Source organism: Runella defluvii (assembly GCF_014195535.1).
GTDB lineage: Bacteria > Bacteroidota > Bacteroidia > Cytophagales > Spirosomataceae > Runella > Runella defluvii.
On sequence record NZ_JACIBY010000016.1, the window covers coordinates 98,488 to 118,605 of the forward strand.

Here is a 20,118-nt window from a genome sequence, read left to right on the forward strand (position 1 = left end):
CGTCTAACCTTGGAAAGGTTTTGAACCTTTCCAAGGATTAAAAAATAATGCCTTGCGAACCTTACTAATACATACCATAACCGCCTTCCTGCTCAGCTTTTCGGCGTTGGGGCAGATGCAACCGTTTACCCTTCAGGAGGTGAAGGTGACGAATGGTGCTTTCAAGAACGCGCAGGACGTGGACATGCGGTACATCCTGTCGCTGAACCCTGATAAGCTGCTGGCGCCCTACCTTATCGACGCGGGGTTACCCTTGAAAGCCGAACGCTATGGAAACTGGGAAAGCTCGGGACTGGACGGCCACATCGGCGGACATTACCTGTCGGCACTGGCTATGATGTACGCCTCGACGGGCAATGCCGAACTGAAAAAACGGCTCGACTATATGGTGGACCAACTGGCTCAGTGTCAGGCTAAAAACAGCAACGGCTACGTGGGCGGTATTCCGCAGGGAAAGGTCTTTTGGGAGCGGATTCACAAAGGCGACATCGACGGCAGCAGCTTTGGGCTGAACAACACGTGGGTGCCGCTCTACAACATTCATAAGTTGTTTGCAGGCTTGCGGGATGCCTACGAATTTACGGGTAATCAGCAAGCCAAACAGGTATTGGTCGGTTTGGGGGATTGGTTTGTCGAACTCATTCAGCCGCTTTCGGACGACCAAATCCAGCAAATCCTTCGTACCGAGCACGGGGGCATGAACGAGGTGTTTGCCGACCTGTACCTGTTGACCAAAAACCAAAAGTATTTGACCACCGCCCAGCGTATTTCTCACCGCGCTATTCTGAATCCGTTACTGCAAAAACAGGACAAACTGACTGGTTTACATGCCAATACGCAGATTCCGAAGGTGATTGGGTTTGAAAAAATTGCGCAGTTAACAGGCAATGCCGACTGGTCGGAAGCGGCGCGTTTTTTCTGGCAAAATGTAGCCCAAACCCGTAGCGTGGCTTTCGGCGGAAACAGCGTGCGTGAGCATTTTAACCCGACGAATGATTTCAGTTCGATGCTTAAATCGAATCAGGGCCCTGAAACCTGCAACTCGTTTAACATGCTGCGGTTGAGCAAAGCGCTGTTTCTGGACAAAAACGACCCGACGTATCTCGACTTTTACGAACGGGTTTTGTACAACCACATCCTGTCGAGTCAGCATCCGCAAAAGGGTGGTTTTGTGTATTTTACGCCCATTCGCCCCAACCATTATCGGGTGTATTCGCAACCTGAAACCAGCATGTGGTGCTGCGTTGGTTCGGGCATCGAAAACCATACCAAATACGGTGAACTGATTTACAGTCATTTGGCCAATGACCTGTTTGTCAACCTGTTTATCCCTTCCACCTTAGACTGGAAGGAGAAAAATATTCAACTTACCCAAAGCACGGAGTTTCCGTACAAAAACCAGACAGAACTGGTACTAAAACTGGCTAAATCACAGACGTTTGCTTTGCAAATCCGTTCCCCGAAATGGGCGGAAAATGTTGAGATTTTGGTCAATGGAAAAAAGTATCCTGTCAGCGCCCAGCCCGCACAGTACATGGGCATTGAGAAAAAATGGAAATCGGGCGATAAAGTGACGGTGCGTTTTTCGACCTCAACCAAACTGGAATACCTACCCGACAATTCCAACTGGGCGGCGTTTGTGCACGGGCCGATTGTGTTGGCGGCGCAAACCGCTAAAACCGATTTGGTCGGGCTGTTTGCCGACGACAGCCGCATGGGTCACGAAACTAAAGGAAAACTGTACCCCATCGACAAAGCGTACGCGTTGATTGGCGATACGGACTCCTATCTTTCAACGATAAAACCAGCTGGTAATCTGACTTTTACGCTCGACTCGCTGACGCTGCAACCGTTCTACGAAATCCACGATGCGCGTTACCAAATGTATTTCCAGACCTTTACGCAGGCCGATTTTGATGCTCAGAAAGCAACCCGACGTCAGCAGGAAGCCGAGGCATTGGCACTGGAAGCCCGAACAGTTGATAAGGTGAATTGCGGCGAACAACAACCCGAGGTAGATCATGCGTACAAGGGCGAAAAAAGCGACTCGGGCTACGACGACGACGGCCGTTTCTGGCGAAATACCCGCTCGTACATCTCGTATCAGTTGCAAAACAAAGAGCTGGCGGGTAAAACGCTTGAGATTCATTTTTCGGGAAATCTGAAAACGGAGGATGTGGGCATTTTTATCAATGATCGGGCTGCGGAATTACTCGCCGTAAAAGACAAAGTGATTACAGTAAAAACCGATGATAAAGAACTTGTTAAGCTAAAAATTTCCTCCGAAAATGGCAGGCCGACGCCACGGTTTTTTCAGATAAGATTGGTGAAATAAATATCTATCTTTTAGCAATTAACGATAACAAAAATGACGTACAAACGAAATTGTGTCAAAGTAACACGGTCTATTCTCCTGCTTGTTGCAGGCTGGCTCTTCAGCCTTTCAGCAGGTGCTCAATCTAATTTTTCCAGCAAACTTATTGGTGTAGGTGTTGTGGTCGCCGATATTGACCGAGCGCTCGATTTTTACGTCAACGGCATTGGCATGGTAAAAACTGGAAGCTTTACTATCAATGAAGAATTTGGCAAACGTTCTGGACTTACAAACGGTGTTTCGACAAACGTAACCGTCCTTAAACTAGAAAACAGTCCCGAAGCCAACGAATGGAAACTCATGAGTTTCGGCAAAAAAGCGGCTCATCCCATGCCCAAAGTCATTCAGGATGATACGGGTATGCAGTACATTACAATCAATGTAAAGTCCTTAAAACCAATCATTGAGCGATTAACTAAACAAAATGTTGCCTTTTTGGGGACTACGCCCACGCCACTAAATAAGAACGCTCATTTTGTACTTGTTCAGGACCCCGACGGCAACTTTGTTGAGCTTATCGGGCCGCTTGAATAATGCAAAAATCAAATCAGGAATATGACAAAACGTTTCTTTTTTACTCTTTATATTACCCTTCTGGGATTAGTGATTTCAAGTACGGCCACGGCACAAACCGCCCGCAATCCCATCATTTATGCCGACGTGCCCGATTTGTCGATGATTCGCGTCGGGAAAACGTACTACATGAGCAGCACTACCATGCACATGAGCCCCGGCGTGCCCCTGATGAAATCGATGGATTTGGTGAATTGGCAACTCTTTGGCTACGTCTATGACACGCTGGCCAATGTGCCTGCCCTCAACCTCACCGACGGCAAAGGTACTTACGGGCGGGGTTCGTGGGCGAGCTGCATTAAGTACCACAACGGACTGTTTTACGTCACGACATTTGCCCAGACAACGGGTAAAACCCACGTTTATTCCACCAAAAACATCGAAAAAGGCCCTTGGAAATCGGTTTCGTTCGCGCCAAGCCTCCACGACCACAGTTTGTATTTCGACGACGACGGCAGGGTGTATATGATTTATGGCAACGGAAAAATCAAAATCATTGAACTGACAAGCGACGTGTCGGGCATCAAAAAAGGAGGACTCGACCAAACCATCATCGAAAACGGCAGCGCACCAGCGGGGAATAACATCATGCTCGGAGCAGAAGGCTCGCAGTTGTTTAAGGTCAACGGAAAATACTATTTGTTCAATATTTGCTGGCCAAGAGGCGGCATGCGGACGGTAATTATCCACCGCGCCGACAAGCTCACGGGACCGTGGGAAGGCCGCGTGGCGTTGCAGGATTTGGGCGTGGCGCAGGGCGGATTGATTGATACGCCCGACGGTCGCTGGTTCTCGTACCTGTTCCGCGATTACGGCGGGGTTGGCCGCATTCCGTATTTGGTGCCTGTGACGTGGGAGAACGGCTGGCCTGTGCTGGGCGTTAACGGCAAAGTTCCCGAAACGCTGGATTTGCCTGCCAACAAGCCGCTCATTCCCAGCATTGTAGCCTCGGACGAATTTGCCCGCAAAAAAGGCGACGCGGCTTTGCCGTTGGTGTGGCAATGGAATCACAACCCCGATAATTCGCTCTGGTCAGTATCCGAACGAAAAGGATTTTTACGCTTAAAAACGGGACGAATCGATACATCGTTTGTTCTCGCCCGCAACACCCTCACCCAGCGCACCATCGGCCCCGAATCGACGGGTTCGACCTTGTTGGATGCCTCGAACATGAAAGAAGGCGACTTCGCGGGGCTAGGTTTGTTACAAAAGAATTTTGGTTTGGTTGGGGTAAAGGTGGGCAAAGGGCGAAAATCAATCGTCATGGTTAGTGCCAATACGGGCAAACCCGTTGAGATTGAGAACATCCCGCTTACCCAAAATACGCTGTACGTCAAGGCGGAATGTAATTTCAACAAACGCGCCGACATCGCCCATTTCTTTTACAGCCTCGACGGCAAGGTTTGGACAAAAATCGGTGAGCCGTTGAAAATGCCTTACACCATCCCGCATTTTATGGGCTACCGTTTTGGGTTGTTCAACTACGCCACCCAAACCACGGGCGGTTTTGCCGACTTTGATTATTTCCGAATAGATGACAAGATTTCAGAGAAGTAATAAAAACACGCTGTATGCAAAAGAACCATAGCATACGGCGGATATATAAACCACATAGTCACATAGGGCACAAAAGGTAAAAAAATCTATGTTTTCTAAGTGCCTATGTGGTAAGAAACTTTTGTTCTGGCGAGAAACCCAAATAAGCATTTTTAGGGTGAAAGAATTAATAAAAACATTAGCGCAAATGAAGTACCTTTTTTATTGGCTGATATTGAGTTCTCTGGCTGTTAATGCCCAAACCATCAGCAGTCCTGACGGCAAACTGGTGGTTAATCTTGCCTTAGACAACGGAAAGCCCTCGTATAGTATTTCTTTAAATGGCAAGACGTTCCTGACAAAATCGCCGCTCGGACTGAAAACCAACGTGGGTGATTTTTCGGAGAATTTGGCACTGGTAGAGGCTAAAACGAGTGTTCAGAAAATTGACAATACCTATGAATTGCCCAATATAAAGCAACGAAAGGTACATTATGTGGCCAATGAAGGCGGATTTGTATTCTCAAAAAACAACGTAGATGCTTTTCAGGTGACGTTCAGGGTGAGCAACAATGATGTGGCGTTTCGCTACAAGGTGTATCCCCAAAAACAATCCCGTAGCTGTGTTGTCAACGAAGAAGCATCAGGCTTTGTCTTTCCGAAAGGAACCACCACGTTTTTGTCGGCACAAAGCAAAGCCATGGTCGGTTTTGCCCGAACCATGCCAAGCTACGAAATCCCTTATACGGTCGATGATACGTTGGGGAAAAACGGCAGAGGCAACGGATACACCTTCCCGTGTTTATTCAAGGTCAATACCAACGGCTGGGTGTTAATTTCTGAAACAGGCGTGGACAGCCGATACTGTGGCAGCCGACTGATTGGTCATTCAGATGGGTTATACACCATCGGGTTTCCAATGCCCGACGAAAACAACGGCAACGGAACTTCCGCGCCGGGGCTCCCGCTACCCGGCGAAACGCCGTGGCGCACCATTACCGTAGGTGAAACATTAGCACCGATTATCGAAACAACCGTACCATTCGACGTAGTAGAACCCCGTTATGCGGCTTCGCAGTCCTATAAATATACCAAAGGCTCATGGAGCTGGATCATCGGCATGGACGGAAAAACAGTCTATGACGAACAGAAACGATACATTGATTTCAGTGCGGCGATGGGTTACGAAACCATTCTCGTGGATGCCCTCTGGGACACGCAGATTGGACGGGAGAAAATAGCAGAATTAGCAAAATACGGCGCGAGTAAAGGGGTTAGCTTGTATTTATGGTACAACTCCAACGGCTATTGGAACGACGCCCCGCAAGGCCCGAGAGGGATTATGGACAACACCATTGCCCGTCGGAAAGAAATGGCGTGGATGAAAAGTATTGGCGTGAAAGGTATTAAAGTGGACTTTTTCGGCGGCGATAAACAGGAAACCATGAAGGTCTATGAAGACATCCTCTACGACGCCAACGACTACGGTATCCTGTGCATTTTTCACGGCTGTACCCTGCCGCGTGGCTGGGAACGGATGTATCCAAACTATGCGGCAAGTGAGGCCGTTCTGGCCAGCGAAAACCTCGCCTTTTCGCAGCGGAGCTGTGATTATGAGGCGTTTAACGCCACACTGCACCCCTTTATCCGAAACACCGTTGGCAGCATGGATTTTGGCGGGAGTGCCCTGAACAAATTTTACAACGCCAATAATACACCCAACCGAGGCTCAAAGCGGGTAACGTCGGATGTCTATGCACTGGCAACGGCGGTATTGTTTCAGAGTGCCGTGCAGCACTTTGCGTTGGCTCCCAACAATTTAACAGACGCACCAGATTGGGCCATTAATTTTATGAAAACGGTCCCAACCACTTGGGACGAGGTTCGCTATATTGACGGTTACCCTGGGAAGTATGTGGTACTGGCCCGTCGTCATGGCAATAACTGGTATGTAACAGGTATAAACGCGCAAAAAGAAACCCTGAAACTAACCATAAAACTGCCCATGATTGCGGCGGGGGCAGACTTGCGGCAATATACGGACGACGAACAACTGAACGGCAAAGTCAGTACCTCAAAACTGCCGAAGAATCAGGAAGTTAACCTGACGATTCCGACGAATGGCGGCGTACTGATTGTGCAGCAATAACAAGGAAAAACCCCTTAACCAAAATCATGAAAAAATTTCAATCAACCCTGTTTTTAGCGCTGACGCTTTTGCTTTTAGGATATAGCGCCCACGCTCAGGACCCCAACTTCCACATATACCTCTGCATCGGGCAGTCGAACATGGAAGGGCCTGCCCGCATTGAGCCGCAGGATACGACCGTTGACAGCCGACTTCGGTTGCTGGCCGCCGTGGACTGTCCTGAACTGGGACGCACAAAAGGTAACTGGTACACGGCCAAACCACCGCTTTGCCGCTGCAATACCCGCCTTTCGCCCGCCGATTATTTCGGTCGGACGTTGGTGGCGAATCTGCCGCAAAACGTCAAAGTAGGCTTTGTGCACGTGGCCGTGGCGGGGAGTAAAATTGAGATTTTTGACAAAAAAGACTATAAAATGTACCTCGACACCTCGGCCAAAGAAAGGCCGTGGATGATTAATATGGCCAATCAATACGGCGGGAATCCGTACGAACGATTGGTAGAAATGGCGCGTTTGGCGCAAAAAGCGGGGGTTATCAAAGGTATTTTGCTGCATCAGGGTGAATCCAACACGGGCGATAAAGGTTGGCCGATGAAGGTCAAAAAAATCTACGATGATTTGCTGACCGACCTGAACTTACCCGCCAACTCATTGCCTTTGCTGGCGGGCGAGCTGGTCAATGCCGATCAGGGTGGCAAATGTGCCAGCATGAACCCCATCATCGCTACCTTGCCGCAAGTGATTCCCCAAGCCATTGTGGTTTCGTCCAAAGGGCTGCCCGCTGTTCCCGATAAACTCCATTTCAGCAGCGAAGGCATCCGCATTTTTGGGAAGCGCTACGCGGCGGCCCTGTTGGCCTCACAAGGCAAAAAAATCGACATCGACGAAAGCAGCATTGCGCCGCCCGCTCCCGTAAAAGTACAAGAGGGTTTGCTCCAAGGCAGCACCGAAAACGGCTTGTCGGTTTATAAAGGCATTCCGTTTGCCGCCCCGCCTGTGGGAGCCCTTCGCTGGAAAGCACCGCAACCCGCCGCCAAGTGGGAAGGCGTTAAACAAGCGACCCAATTTGCTCCCGCTCCCTATCAGGGAGGGAATCCTCCTTCGGGCAAGAGCGAAGATTGTTTGTACCTGAATATCTGGTCGCCTGCCAAATCGGCCAATGAAAACCTGCCTGTGATGGTCTGGATTTACGGCGGCGGATTTAGCTTTGGGGCTACCTCCGAACCCGTAACGAACGGCGAAAAACTGGCAAAAAAAGGCGTAATCCTCGTTAGTATCGCCTATCGGGTCAATCAAATGGGCTTTTTGGCGCATCCCGAACTGAGTGCCGAAACACCCCAAAAAACGTCGGGAAACTATGGCTTGCTCGACATGATTGCGGGCCTGCAATGGGTGCAGAAAAACATCAAAGCCTTTGGAGGAAACCCCGATAAAGTGACCATTTTTGGGGAATCGGCGGGAGGAATTGCCGTGAGTATGTTGTGCGCATCGCCATTGGCGAAAGGGCTTTTTCACGGCGCAATTTCGCAAAGCGGTGGCTCGTTTGGCCCCCACCGACTCACCACCTATCCGGGCGAAAACATGAAGCTGTTGGCGTTGGCCGAAAAACAGGGCCTTGAATTTATGCAAAAAGCAGGGGCTACGTCATTGGCCGAACTTCGCGCCTTGCCCGCCGACAAGCTCCCGTCAGGTTTTGGCAACCCCGGAGGCTGGCCTATCGTCGATGGCTACGTTATTCCCGACGACCAACATGTTTTATACCAAAAGGGCAAGTTTAACCATACGCCTGTGCTGATTGGCTACAACTCCGACGAAGGCGCGAGTTTTATGCCGCCAAAAACGCCAAAAGACTACATCGAAAGCACCACCAAACGCTACGGGCCTTTTGCCGAAAAACTAATCAAAGCCTATCCCGTGGACGAAAACAGCGTTCCCAAAACGGCGCGGGATTTGGCGCGTGATGCGGCCTTTGGCTGGCAAACGTGGGCGTGGGCAAACCTCCAGTCCCAAAAATCCAAGGACAAGGTTTATTACTATTATTTAGACCAGCACCCTGAGTACCCCGCAGGTTCGGCCAAGTTTGGCTACGGCTCACCCCACGCGCAGGACGTTGCCTTTGTGTTTGGTAACCTCAATCCCGCTGACCAGAACCGTACGTCAACGGACGAAGCATTGTCTGAAACCATCATGACCTACTGGACAAATTTTGCCAAAAACGGCAATCCGAATGGTGGAAATGTGCCGCAATGGGAGGCATTTTCTACTAAAAAACCTGCGGTCATGTATTTCCAGCAAAAGGCGTTTATGGGGTCTGTTCCGAGCGAAGATGCCATGAAAGTACTCGATAAATATTTTGAATGGAGAAGAACGCCCGAAGGTAAAGAATGGGCTAAATAGTGAATTAAATACGGCGTAAACGATGAAAAATAGACTTTTTATACTATTCTTTTTGGGGCTTTCATGCTACACAGGTTATACGCAGAATGAACCCAAACCCGTTGGCCCGCTTCCTTCGCAAAATCAGTTGCGGTGGCAAAAAATGGAATACTATGCCTTTGTGCATTTTTCCGTGAATACCTACACGGATATGGCGTGGGGATTTGGGAACGAAGACCCGAAGATATTTAATCCCGAAAAACTGGATTGCCGACAATGGGCCAGAATCTGCAAGGAAGCAGGCATGAAGGGAATTATTATTACCGCAAAACACCATAGCGGTTTTTGCCTGTGGCCGTCGAAATACACCGAATATTCCGTCAAAAATTCGCCGTGGAAAAACGGTAAAGGGGATATGGTGCGCGAAATGGCCGATGCCTGTAAAGAATTCGGGCTAAAATTCGGGGTGTATTTGTCGCCCTGGGACCGAAACCACCCCGATTATGGCAAACCCGAATACATCACTTATTTCAGAAATCAGCTTACGGAATTACTCACCAACTACGGCGAAGTTTTCGAGGTATGGTTCGACGGAGCAAACGGGGGTTCGGGCTACTATGGAGGCGCCAACGAAACCCGTAAAATTGACGCAAAAACGTATTACGACTGGCCAACAACCTACCAGCTTGTTCGCAAGTTGCAACCCAACATGGTGATTTGGAACGACGGCGGCGACCGCGCTGATTTGCGCTGGGTAGGTACCGAATCGGGTTACGTGGGCGAAACCAACTGGAGTTTGTTAAATGCCACGGGCGATGTACCCGAGCAAATGCTGCGTCACGGCGTTGAAAATGGCAATGCGTGGGTACCCGGAGAAGTGAATACCTCCATTCGACCAGAATGGTTTTACCACGAACGCGAAGACAGAAAAGTAAAAACGTTGCCTCAGTTGCTGGATATTTATTATCACTCGATTGGGCGGAACGGTACGCTTCTGCTCAATTTTCCGATTATGCCCAACGGCTTGATTCACGAAAAAGACGAAAAAGCAATTCAGGAATTGACCAAAACAATCAAAGAAACCTTTGCCCAAAATCTGGCTAAAAACGCGGTCGCTTCTTCGGAGCAGGTACGCGGCAAAAACGCTCGCTATGGAGCCAATAAGGTGATTGACGGCGATGTTGATTCTTATTGGGCTACCGACGACAACGCAACCTCAGGCTCAATTACGCTGGATTTTAGAAAACCCACCACTTTCAACCGCTTTCTGGTGCAGGAACCCATCCGATTGGGGCAACGGGTAAAATCGTTTAGTGTGGACGCATTTGTGGACGGGAAATGGGTACCAATCGCCAAAGAAACCACCATTGGCTATAAGCGTATTCTGAGATTTCCGACCGTCGAGGCTACCAAGCTGCGGCTCAATGTGTTAGACGCCAAAGGCTGTCCGCTTATTTCAAACATTGAAGTGTATAAAGCCCCCATCGTTCTGACTCCCCCCACCATCCTTCGGGATAAAGAAGGGCTGGTTCAGTTTGTGTCGGGAGATAAAGAGTCGGTGATTTATTATACAACCGATGGCAGCACGCCGACCTCTTCGTCGGCCAAATACACGTCCCCTGTCAAAACGGATGAGGGCAAAGCAGACATCAAGGCCATTACGTTTAATCCGTTTACCAATCAGGCCAGCATTGCGAGTGAAGAGAAGTTTGACATTTCCCGCAAAAACTGGAAAATTCTGAGTACCGAAGATGCAAATGCCAACAAGCTGCTCGATGGCAATCCGAGTACGTCGTGGCATCAAAAAAGAAACCAACCGATGCCAGCAGAATTGGTCATCGACTTGGGAAAGGTAGAACGTCTTGAAGGTTTCCGCTATTTACCTGCCCAAAACTGGTGGGAGGAAGGAAGCATCATTACCCATTATCAATTTGACGTTTCGCAGGACAATACGGACTGGAAAACCGTCAGTGAGGGCGAATTTTCCAACATTAAAAACAGCCCTTTTTGGCAAATCAAACCCTTTGCTGCCGTTTCGGCGCGGTACATCAGGTTTCGGGCGTTGAAAAACACACAGGAAAAAACAGCCTCAGGGTATGCCGAACTGGACGTAATTACGGCTAATTAACTCAATACCAAACATTACTATGTACCCCAAAACCACCTTCTTAACCCTTGTTTTACTTGGTATATGGCAGCTTTGTACTGCCCAGCCAACGTCAAGACCCGTCATTGTTTCGCCCGAAGTCCATGCTGACAATTCGGTGACGTTTCGGTTTTATGCGCCTGCGGCCAAAGAAGTGAAACTCAGTGCGCAGTTTGAAAAATCGCCTTTGGCCATGACCAAGGATGACAAAGGGGTTTGGAGCGTTACCACTGCGCCCGTGAAGCCCGATATGTATCCCTACGCGTTCAATGTCGATGGGATTTCGGTGGCCGATCCCACCAATTCAGCGCTTTTTCCCAATGAAGGTTTTCAGAATAGTGTGGTCGAAATTACGGGAAACACGCCTTTGGTACATACCCTGCAAAATGTCCCTCACGGCACGGTGTCGTACCGATATTACCAGTCGGCTGAGTTAGGAACGCGGCCCGTGGTGGTTTATACGCCTGCTGGCTACGAAGCAAACCCAAAGGCTTCTTATCCAGTGCTTTATTTATTGCACGGTACCACCGATACCGAAGAAACGTGGACAAAAGTAGGCCGCGCCAATGTCATTCTTGACAACCTGATTGCGCAGGGCAAGGCCAAATCCATGATTATTGTAATGCCCTACGGACGGGCTTATCCTGTCATCAGCAAGTCGTCGGGAAGTTTGCGAAACTGGGACAATTTGCAGGAGTTCAAAAAGGACTTTTTCGGCAATCTGATGCCGTTTATTGAGAAAAATTACCGCACCCTCAACGACAAAAACAACCGCGCTATTGCAGGTTTTTCAGGTGGCGGAGGCACCACGCTGTACTTTGGCCTGAACAACACCGACCAATTTGCCTATGTCTGTGGGTTTGCCCCGGGTATGCTCAAAAATGAGTTTGACCGCAACAATGAGGTGTTTTTTAAGAATGCCGCACAGGCCAATAAGAACCTGAAATTATTTTGGATCGGTGTAGGTAAAGAAGACGGATTATATGCTGTCAATCAGGAATATATGCAGGTACTTGACCAGAAGAAGATTAAGTACGAAAGCCTCATCACCGACGGCGGGCATACGTGGATGAATGTAAAACACTACCTGAGTGTCATTGCGCCTAAGCTTTTTAAATAGTACCCCAATACACCCTTAACCAATCAGTAAACCAATGAAAATCGTTACATTCTTGAAAAAAATCAGCTTGCTGTTGCTGATTCTCGTTCCCTTTGCAGGATTGGCCCAGCCCCCACGCGGCCCGTTTGTGATTTCGCCCAAAGTCAATTCCGACAAAACCGTCACGTTTTCGTATTTAGCGCCAAATGCCAAAACGGTATTGTTGGGCGGGAGTCAGTTTGGGCAAGCCGATGTGCCGTTGACTAAAAACGCGGAAGGTGTTTGGTCGGTCACCGTTGGCCCCGTCAAACCCGATATTTACCCGTATAGTTTTAAAGTCGATGGCGTGACGGTGATGGATCCTGCCAACGTCGCCTTCTTTCCTAACGAGCGATTCAAGGCCAGTCTGGTCGAAATCCCGTCGGACGAACCTGCCATTTACGCGTTGAAAAACGTCCCGCACGGCTCCATTACCTACGAATATTATCCGTCGGTCGAAGGTTCAACGGGAACGGTTGTTGTCTATACACCAGCGGGTTATACCAAAGAAACCGCCAAAAAATACCCTGTCTATTACCTCATCAGCGGCACGACTGATACCGAAGAAACCTTCTGGAAAGTGGGGAAAGTGAACCTGATGCTCGACAACATGATTGCGGCGGGGACGGCTAAGCCTATGATTGTGGTGATGCCTTACGGGAATCCGCTGGCGAAAATTGCCGAGCAAACGGGCAAAGACAAACCTGCCGATGTGATGAGCCGCGACGGCGACGATGCCCTGCGCCGCATGAAGTTGTTTGAAACCGACCTTGTGTCCCACGTCATTCCGTACATCGAAAAGAACTACCGAACGATCAACAACCGCGACAACCGCGCCATTGGCGGCTTCTCGCGCGGGGGTGGACAAACGCTGCGCACGGCCTTCAACAACGTCGATAAGTTTGCCTACGTGTGCAGCTATGCGTCCTACATTGCGCCCGCCGAAATGGATAAAAGCTTTACCAACATTACCTCCAATCCTGCCAAAACCAACAAAGATTTTAAACTGCTTTGGTCGGGCATCGGAACCGATGATTTTCTGTACAAAGGCACCGTCGAGTTTGAAGACTACCTGAAAGCCAAGAAGATAAATTACAAAAGCTACGTCATCGACGGCGGCCACACGTGGATGAACGTGAAGAAGTACCTCAATGAGACGTTGCCTGTTTTGTTCAAATAAAGCCCCAAAAACCATGAGCAAAGCCGCATTTTTCTCCCTTATTCTCGGGTTCATTTCCATGAGCGCATTGGCCCAGCAGCGTCCGCCCGCCATCAGTTCGCCCAACGTCCATGCCGACAACAGCATCACGTTTACCTATTTTTCCAGAACGGCGCGTGAGGTAAAACTGTCGGGTGAATTTTTGAAAGAACCCGTTTTACTCACCAAAGACACCTCGGGTATCTGGCGGGTGACGGTGCCTCCCGTCACGCCCGATATTTACCCGTATAATTTTACCGTGGATGGAGTAGGCGTCGCTGACCCCAACAACACGCAGATTTTTGCCAATGAGCGATTTAAGCGGAGCATCGTAGAAGTAAAAGGTGATAAACCGTTGGTTCACAGCCTCCAAAACATCCCGCATGGTAAAGTGACGTACCATACGTATTCCTCAAAAACGCTGAATACAACCCGCCAATTGTTGGTTTACACCCCACCCAATTTTGACGCCAGCGGCAAGACAAAATACCCTGTTTTGTACCTGATTCACGGCGGGTCGGATACCGAAGAAACGTGGACCAAAGTAGGCAGGGCCAACTTCATTGCCGATAACCTCATCGCGCAGGGCAAGGCCAAACCGATGATTATTGTGATGCCCTACGGCAACGTTCGCCCCGCTCCGATGGCCGATTTTACCAAAGACGTGGTGAACGACATCATTCCGTTTGTGCAGGCCAATTACCCCACCCAAACCGACAGCAAAGGCCGCGCCGTAGCTGGGTTTTCGGTAGGTGGCGGGCAAACGCTGAACATTGGGTTTACTAACACCGACACGTTTGCCTACATCTGCTCGTACGCGCCCTACACTGCTACCGACGAGTTCAAAAAGAACTTCACCGACTGGACGCCCGACGCCGATAAAGTCAATAAGCAGCTTAAACTGTTCACCATCAGCGTAGGAACGGAGGATTTTCTTTACGAAAGTGTGAAACAAAACATCGCTATGTTTCAGGAAAAGAAAATCAAGGTCGAACCGCTCATTGTTTCGGGCGGGCATACGTGGATGAACTGTAAGTTGTTTTTAGCCAATTCATTACAGCAGATTTTCAAATAATATAAACCCTTATGATGATGAAAAACCGCATTTTATCAACTTTTATGGCTTCGGCACTGTCCATCGGACTTTGTCAGGCCCAAGTCGCCGAGGACTTCAAACCGTCCAGCCTCAACCAGCCGGGTCAGGAATACCCGATGGTTAATTCTCAGGGTTACGCCCGCTTCAAAATCGTAGCGCCTGCCGCCGACAGCGTGCGGGTAAGTTTGGGGCTGGGGGGCAAAGGTGGCACAAAACTCGCCAAAGCTGAAGACGGCACGTGGATGGGCACCACCGATGGCCCGATGGACGAAGGCTTTCACTACTACAACGTCAAAATTGACGGGGGGAAATTCAACGACCCGGGCACGCTCAATTATTACGGCTCGGTGCGCTGGGAAAGCGGCATTGAGATTCCTGCCAAAGATCAGGATTTTTATGCCCTCAAAAACGTACCGCACGGCCATGTGCAGCAAGTACTTTTCCCGTCGCCAAGCACGGGCACTTCGCGTCGGGCGTTTGTCTATACACCCGCAGGCTACGAAAAAGGGAAAGACAAATACCCTGTGTTGTATTTGCAGCACGGCTGGGGCGAAGACGAAACGGCATGGATGAATCAGGGACGCGCCAATTTAATCATGGATAACCTGATTGCCGAAGGAAAAATCAAGCCATTTATCATCGTCAATACTTACGGTATGACCAACGAGGTGAAGTTTGGCAAAATCCGTGAATTCAAGATTGAGCCGTTCCAGACGGTGTTAATCAACGAGTTGATTCCGTACATCGACGCCAATTTCCGTACGCTGGCCAACAAAGACAACCGCGCCATGGCGGGCTTGTCGATGGGGGGCATGGAAACCAAAATGATTACGCTCAATAATCCTGACGTGTTTGCGTACTACGGACTGCTCAGCGGCGGCGTTTATGCCCCAACCGACATCACCGACAAATCGAAAGTAAAGCTGGTGTTCCTGAGTTGCGGCAGCAAAGAACGCCCCGACGGCGTCAAAAAAGCGACGGAAGAACTGAAAGCGGCGGGCTTCAACGCGGTGTCGTACGTTTCAGAAGGCACTGCCCACGAGTTCCAGACGTGGCGTCGGAGTTTGTACCAATTGGCCCCGATGTTGTTCAAGAAATAACACCAAAAATCAGATGAGAAAAACGGTTCTGCTGTGTCTGCATGGTTTACTTGCCCTGACAGCTGCCCTTGCGCAGCAACCACGCCGCACGCCCGAACAGGATAGCCTGATGGCACGGATGCAGCGAAAAACAGCGGCCGACCATCGGCAAATGCTGAACCAGCTAGGCATCCAATCGCTTCGTTCGGGGCCATCGGGCAACCCTTCGGCACCCAATGCCGCCAATCGGGACGAAGCGAAGGTGCCGCCCTATACATTACCCGATCCGTTGGTACTCAAAAACGGGAAAAAAGTAAAGTCGGCCAAAGACTGGGTGGCTACCAAGCGGCCTGAATTAGTGGAAGATTTTGAACGGGAAGTTTATGGTCGATTACCCGCTGTCATTCCGAACGTAAACTGGCAGGTGGTTTCGGTCAAAGACACGGTTGTTGGGAATCAACCCATTAAAGAAAAAACGCTGCGGGGCGTGGTGGACAATTCGGCGTACCCATCCATCAGTGTCAACATGGAACTGGTACTCGCAACCCCTAAAACTGCGTCGGGTCCCGTGCCTGTGGTCATGGAATTTGGCTTTATCCGTTCACCGTTTGGAAATTATGCACCCGTTCAGCCCATTGGGTTAGGGTCGGCGGGCGAACCGACGTGGAAAGAACAACTGATTTCCCGAGGTTGGGGCTATGCCATCCTTGTGCCCTCCAGCATTCAGGCCGACAATGGCGCAGGGTTGACCGAAGGCATCATCGGCCTGTGCAACAAGGGGCAATTCCGAAAGCCAGACGATTGGGGTGCATTGCGGGCATGGGCGTGGGGTGCCAGCCGTGCCGTTGACTATTTTGAAACGGACAAGAACGTTGATACCAAGCGCATTGCCATCGAAGGGCTTTCGCGCTATGGAAAAGCCACCGCCGTTGCTATGGCCTTTGAGCCTCGTTTCTCGCTGGCTTTCATCGGGTCATCAGGGGCTGGCGGTGCCAAGATTCTACGCCGAATCTTTGGCGAGCAGGTCGAAAATCTGGCAGGTTCGGGCGAATACCATTGGTTTTGCGGTAATTTTTTGAAGTACGCAGGGCCGCTCACGCCGCAGGATATGCCCGTCGATGGCCATTCGCTGGTGGCGTTGTCGGCTCCCCGTCCCGTTTTTATCAGCTCGGGTTCGCCGCAGGTAGAAGGGCAGTGGGTGGATGCCAAAGGCATGTTTCTGGCGGGTGTCCATGCGGGACCTGTTTACAAACTATTTGGTAAAAAAGACCTTGGAACCTCCGAATTTCCCCGCATCGGCACTCCGCTGATTGACGGAGAAATCGCGTTTCGGCAACACGCAGGCGGACATAGTACAGGCCCCAACTGGAGCACGTGGATTGCGTGGGCCTGTCGCTATTGGGGTGACTGTAAGTATTTTGAATGAAGTAGAATGGTATAGAGTTTTACCCGCAGATTGGCGCAGATTCATCGTTTTAGTAAGCTTTTTTCAGCGAAAATCTGCGTTTGTATTTTTCAGCGGTCTTCTGCAAGAGAAAGAAAGAAATGAAATTGCTTATCTAACAAAGTGTTCATTATGAAGCATTTATTGTATTTTAGTTTTACACTTTTCGGCCTTGTGGGCGGTTTGCACGCTCAACCTACCGACAAAGAAATGCCCAAAAGTTTTGATCAGGTCCGAACGGGCATTGCCACGGGTAAACTGGACACGGTGAAGTACGAATCCAAAACGGTTGGCAGCACCCGTAAAGCACTCATTTACACGCCACCCAATTTTAACAAAAAGACCAAATACCCCGTGTTGTACCTGCTGCACGGCATTGGTGGCGACGAAAAAGAGTGGCTCAAAGGAGGCAATCCGCAGGTGATTCTGGACAATTTGTACGCTGACGGAAAACTCGCACCCATGATTGTGGTGATGCCCAACGGCCGCGCCATGAAAGACGACCGCGCCGTGGGAAATATCTTTGACAAAGACAAGGTGGAGGCCTTCGCGACCTTTGAAAAAGACCTGCTCAACGACCTGATTCCGTTTGTGGAGAAAAAATACCCGACACTCACCGACCGCGAACACCGCGCCATTGCGGGCTTGTCGATGGGAGGTGGGCAATCGCTGAATTTTGGGTTGGGTAATCTGGACAAATTCGCTTGGGTGGGCGGATTTTCTTCGGCGCCCAACACCAAAGTTCCGCAGGAGTTAGTACCCAATCCCGAAGACGCCAAGCAAAAGCTGAAGCTACTCTGGATTTCGTGCGGCGATGCCGACGGACTCATCACGTTCAGCAAACGCACCCACGATTATTTATACCAAAACAGCGTACCGCACATCTATTACCTCGAAGCGGGTGGACACGACTTTAAGGTGTGGAAAAACGGGTTGTTTATGTTCTCGCAATTCCTGTTTAAACCCGTCGATACGGCGTCGTTTCCTTCGTATTCGGTGCTGGGAACCCCTGCGGCAACCAACATCCGCAACGGCAAATACCCGCAGATTCTGCCTGATAATCGCGTAGTTTTCAAAGTTAAAGCTCCTCAGGCACAGAAAGTTCAGATAGACTTGGGTAAAAAATACGACATGGTGAAAGATACGGCAGGCTTCTGGAATGTGACAACCGATGTCATCAGCCGTGGCTTTCATTACTACTCGCTCATCATCGACGGGGTAGCCCTTGCCGACCCTGCCAGCGAATCGTTCTACGGCATGGGGCGCATGGCTAGCGGCATCGAAATCCCGTACGAAGGCAGCGGATTTTATACCCTTAAAGACGTTCCGCACGGCGACATTCGTATCAAAAAATACTTCTCGAAAGCCTCCAACGCGTGGCGCGAAATGTACGTGTATGCGCCTCCGGGTTACGACAAATCTTCTGAAAAATACCCCGTGATGTACCTCCTCCACGGCGGTGGCGAAGACCAGCGCGGTTGGGCAACGCAGGGCCGTACGGACGTTATTCTCGACAACCTGATTGCCGAAAATAAAGCCAAACCCATGCTGATTGTAATGGTGGACGGGAATTTCTACGGCAACGGCGGCGGCGTGGCAGGTTTTGGGATGCAGCAGTTAAACCAGTTTGAAAACGAGCTCAAAAATGCCGTCATCCCGTTTGTGGAAGCCAATTTCCGTACCCTGACCGACGCTAAAAACCGTGCGTTGGCGGGGCTTTCGATGGGTGGTTTGCAAACATTACACGCTGGTGTTCGCAACTCCGATATGTTCGGCTACCTCGGGGTTTTCAGTTCGGGCTGGTGGGCTAATAACACCAAACTCTCTGATCCTCAGTATGAATTTATGCAGGCCAATAAAGACAAAATCAACGCCAACATCAAACAATTCTGGATTTCGCAGGGCGGGAAAGAAGATATTGCCCACGCCAATTGCCAGATTATGATGAAGAAGTTCGACGACATGGGCATCAAGTACCAGTACAGCGAATACGCAGGCGGACATACGTGGCCCGTTTGGCGGCATGACCTGTTCGGATTTTCTCAGTTGTTGTTTAAATAAACGATGGTTTGGAATGTAGAGTAGGAGTTCCCTTCGGCTTCGCGCAGAAAACAACTTTTGATTGTTGGTATCTGGGTGAAGCCGAAGCCAGATAGGTAAAGTAGTTAGTCCGAAAACATGAACAGTGGGGGAATTTTGAAAATATAATTACAGGTGAAAAACAACTTGTTGAAAAGAAACCAAACGATGAAAAGCATACAAAAATTATTCTCTCCACTTTTGGCATTGAGCATTCTGCTTAGTGGACAAACTTTTATACACCAAGCCATAGCGCAGCCCCCTGCTCAGCAAAGAGCACCGCTGCCCCCAATACCTATAAAAGGCGACACCACACATACATTAACAAGGCACTTTAAATTGGCTACCAACACTAAAATAGCTCCCTATACCAATGGTTTTATTCATAGGTGGTTGGTGTTAGAACCAATCAAGAAAGACATAGCAAGAAATAATATTTTCACCGACAATTACTTACGCAGTGAGTTCAAGAACAATAATTTTTCGGAAGATTATTTAATGATACCAAAGGCTGGTGAAATGGTAAACGTTGGTAATCAGGCGCTCAACTGGTATGCTCTGGACAGTAAAACCTTTAATTTTAATTTGTTCAATTTTTCCTATGACATCAACAAACCGAAGTATGGCTTACTTTTTTGGTTGGTTACCGTCATTGACTGTTCAGAGGAAATACAAAATGTAAGAATGACTGCTGGATGTAATTCGGGAGGAATGTTTTGGCTCAATGGTCAAGAAATACTGATGCTTTCTGGTGACAGAGATATGATAGTTGACAACGTGGCTTCACCCATATTAACCTTAAAAAAGGGGAGAAATATTATTCGCGGGGCAGTAATTAACGGCCCGGGGATGGCTAATTTTTGCCTTCGTTTTATTGACGAAAAGGACCAACCTGTCAAAAATATCAGTATCAGCAAAGATTAACATCTAA

General features: G+C 49.4%; 13 protein-coding genes. All 13 read left to right on the forward strand.

Annotated elements, in window-relative coordinates; translation table 11 throughout:
• The first annotated feature begins 115 nt into the window (after nt 1-115).
• Entirely contained in the window at nt 116-2,335 is a 2,220-nt protein-coding gene (locus FHS57_RS26455) for a glycoside hydrolase family 127 protein (RefSeq protein WP_183979038.1), read from the forward strand.
• Between the two features lie 33 nt (nt 2,336-2,368).
• Complete coding sequence (locus FHS57_RS26460; RefSeq protein WP_183978997.1) at nt 2,369-2,908, forward strand: VOC family protein; 540 nt, start codon at nt 2,369-2,371, stop codon at nt 2,906-2,908.
• A 21-nt stretch (nt 2,909-2,929) separates the two neighbouring features.
• Nucleotides 2,930-4,504 (forward strand): glycoside hydrolase family 43 protein, encoded by a 1,575-nt coding sequence (locus tag FHS57_RS26465; protein WP_183978999.1) that lies wholly within the window; start codon nt 2,930-2,932, stop codon nt 4,502-4,504.
• 187 nt (nt 4,505-4,691) lie between these two features.
• Nucleotides 4,692-6,632 (forward strand): glycoside hydrolase family 97 protein, encoded by a 1,941-nt coding sequence (locus tag FHS57_RS26470; protein ID WP_183979001.1) that lies wholly within the window; start codon nt 4,692-4,694, stop codon nt 6,630-6,632.
• A gap of 26 nt (nt 6,633-6,658) precedes the next feature.
• On the forward strand, nt 6,659-9,028 hold the full coding sequence (locus tag FHS57_RS31870; RefSeq protein ID WP_183979003.1) for a carboxylesterase family protein: 2,370 nt from the start codon (nt 6,659-6,661) through the stop codon (nt 9,026-9,028).
• Nucleotides 9,029-9,170: 142 nt separating this feature from the next.
• On the forward strand, nt 9,171-11,135 hold the full coding sequence (locus FHS57_RS26480) for an alpha-L-fucosidase (protein ID WP_183979040.1): 1,965 nt from the start codon (nt 9,171-9,173) through the stop codon (nt 11,133-11,135).
• A 19-nt stretch (nt 11,136-11,154) separates the two neighbouring features.
• Nucleotides 11,155-12,273 (forward strand): esterase, encoded by a 1,119-nt coding sequence (locus tag FHS57_RS26485; protein ID WP_183979005.1) that lies wholly within the window; start codon nt 11,155-11,157, stop codon nt 12,271-12,273.
• A 34-nt stretch (nt 12,274-12,307) separates the two neighbouring features.
• Nucleotides 12,308-13,471 (forward strand): esterase, encoded by a 1,164-nt coding sequence (locus FHS57_RS26490; RefSeq protein ID WP_183979007.1) that lies wholly within the window; start codon nt 12,308-12,310, stop codon nt 13,469-13,471.
• Nucleotides 13,472-13,484: 13 nt separating this feature from the next.
• Complete coding sequence (locus FHS57_RS26495) at nt 13,485-14,564, forward strand: esterase (protein WP_183979009.1); 1,080 nt, start codon at nt 13,485-13,487, stop codon at nt 14,562-14,564.
• Between the two features lie 17 nt (nt 14,565-14,581).
• Nucleotides 14,582-15,685 carry an alpha/beta hydrolase-fold protein gene (locus FHS57_RS26500; protein WP_183979011.1) on the forward strand — a complete coding sequence of 368 codons (1,104 nt, stop codon included), beginning with the start codon at nt 14,582-14,584 and terminating at the stop codon, nt 15,683-15,685.
• 13 nt (nt 15,686-15,698) lie between these two features.
• Nucleotides 15,699-17,090 (forward strand): glucuronyl esterase domain-containing protein, encoded by a 1,392-nt coding sequence (locus FHS57_RS26505; RefSeq protein ID WP_183979013.1) that lies wholly within the window; start codon nt 15,699-15,701, stop codon nt 17,088-17,090.
• A 150-nt stretch (nt 17,091-17,240) separates the two neighbouring features.
• Nucleotides 17,241-19,169: an alpha/beta hydrolase-fold protein gene (locus FHS57_RS26510; protein WP_183979015.1), complete on the forward strand. Its 1,929-nt coding sequence runs from the start codon at nt 17,241-17,243 to the stop codon at nt 19,167-19,169.
• A 186-nt stretch (nt 19,170-19,355) separates the two neighbouring features.
• Nucleotides 19,356-20,111 (forward strand): acetylxylan esterase, encoded by a 756-nt coding sequence (locus tag FHS57_RS26515; RefSeq protein WP_183979017.1) that lies wholly within the window; start codon nt 19,356-19,358, stop codon nt 20,109-20,111.
• Nucleotides 20,112-20,118 lie beyond the last annotated feature (7 nt).

Coding starts and splice junctions, on each gene's coding strand:
- FHS57_RS26455 (WP_183979038.1), top strand. CDS start 116: ATGCAACCGTTTACCCTTCAGGAGGTGAAGGTGACGAATGGTGCTTTC.
- FHS57_RS26480 (WP_183979040.1), top strand. CDS start 9,171: ATGGAATACTATGCCTTTGTGCATTTTTCCGTGAATACCTACACGGAT.
- FHS57_RS26495 (WP_183979009.1), top strand. CDS start 13,485: ATGAGCAAAGCCGCATTTTTCTCCCTTATTCTCGGGTTCATTTCCATG.
- FHS57_RS31870 (WP_183979003.1), top strand. CDS start 6,659: ATGAAAAAATTTCAATCAACCCTGTTTTTAGCGCTGACGCTTTTGCTT.
- FHS57_RS26510 (WP_183979015.1), top strand. CDS start 17,241: ATGAAGCATTTATTGTATTTTAGTTTTACACTTTTCGGCCTTGTGGGC.
- FHS57_RS26490 (WP_183979007.1), top strand. CDS start 12,308: ATGAAAATCGTTACATTCTTGAAAAAAATCAGCTTGCTGTTGCTGATT.
- FHS57_RS26505 (WP_183979013.1), top strand. CDS start 15,699: ATGAGAAAAACGGTTCTGCTGTGTCTGCATGGTTTACTTGCCCTGACA.
- FHS57_RS26470 (WP_183979001.1), top strand. CDS start 4,692: ATGAAGTACCTTTTTTATTGGCTGATATTGAGTTCTCTGGCTGTTAAT.
- FHS57_RS26460 (WP_183978997.1), top strand. CDS start 2,369: ATGACGTACAAACGAAATTGTGTCAAAGTAACACGGTCTATTCTCCTG.
- FHS57_RS26515 (WP_183979017.1), top strand. CDS start 19,356: ATGAAAAGCATACAAAAATTATTCTCTCCACTTTTGGCATTGAGCATT.
- FHS57_RS26500 (WP_183979011.1), top strand. CDS start 14,582: ATGAAAAACCGCATTTTATCAACTTTTATGGCTTCGGCACTGTCCATC.
- FHS57_RS26485 (WP_183979005.1), top strand. CDS start 11,155: ATGTACCCCAAAACCACCTTCTTAACCCTTGTTTTACTTGGTATATGG.
- FHS57_RS26465 (WP_183978999.1), top strand. CDS start 2,930: ATGACAAAACGTTTCTTTTTTACTCTTTATATTACCCTTCTGGGATTA.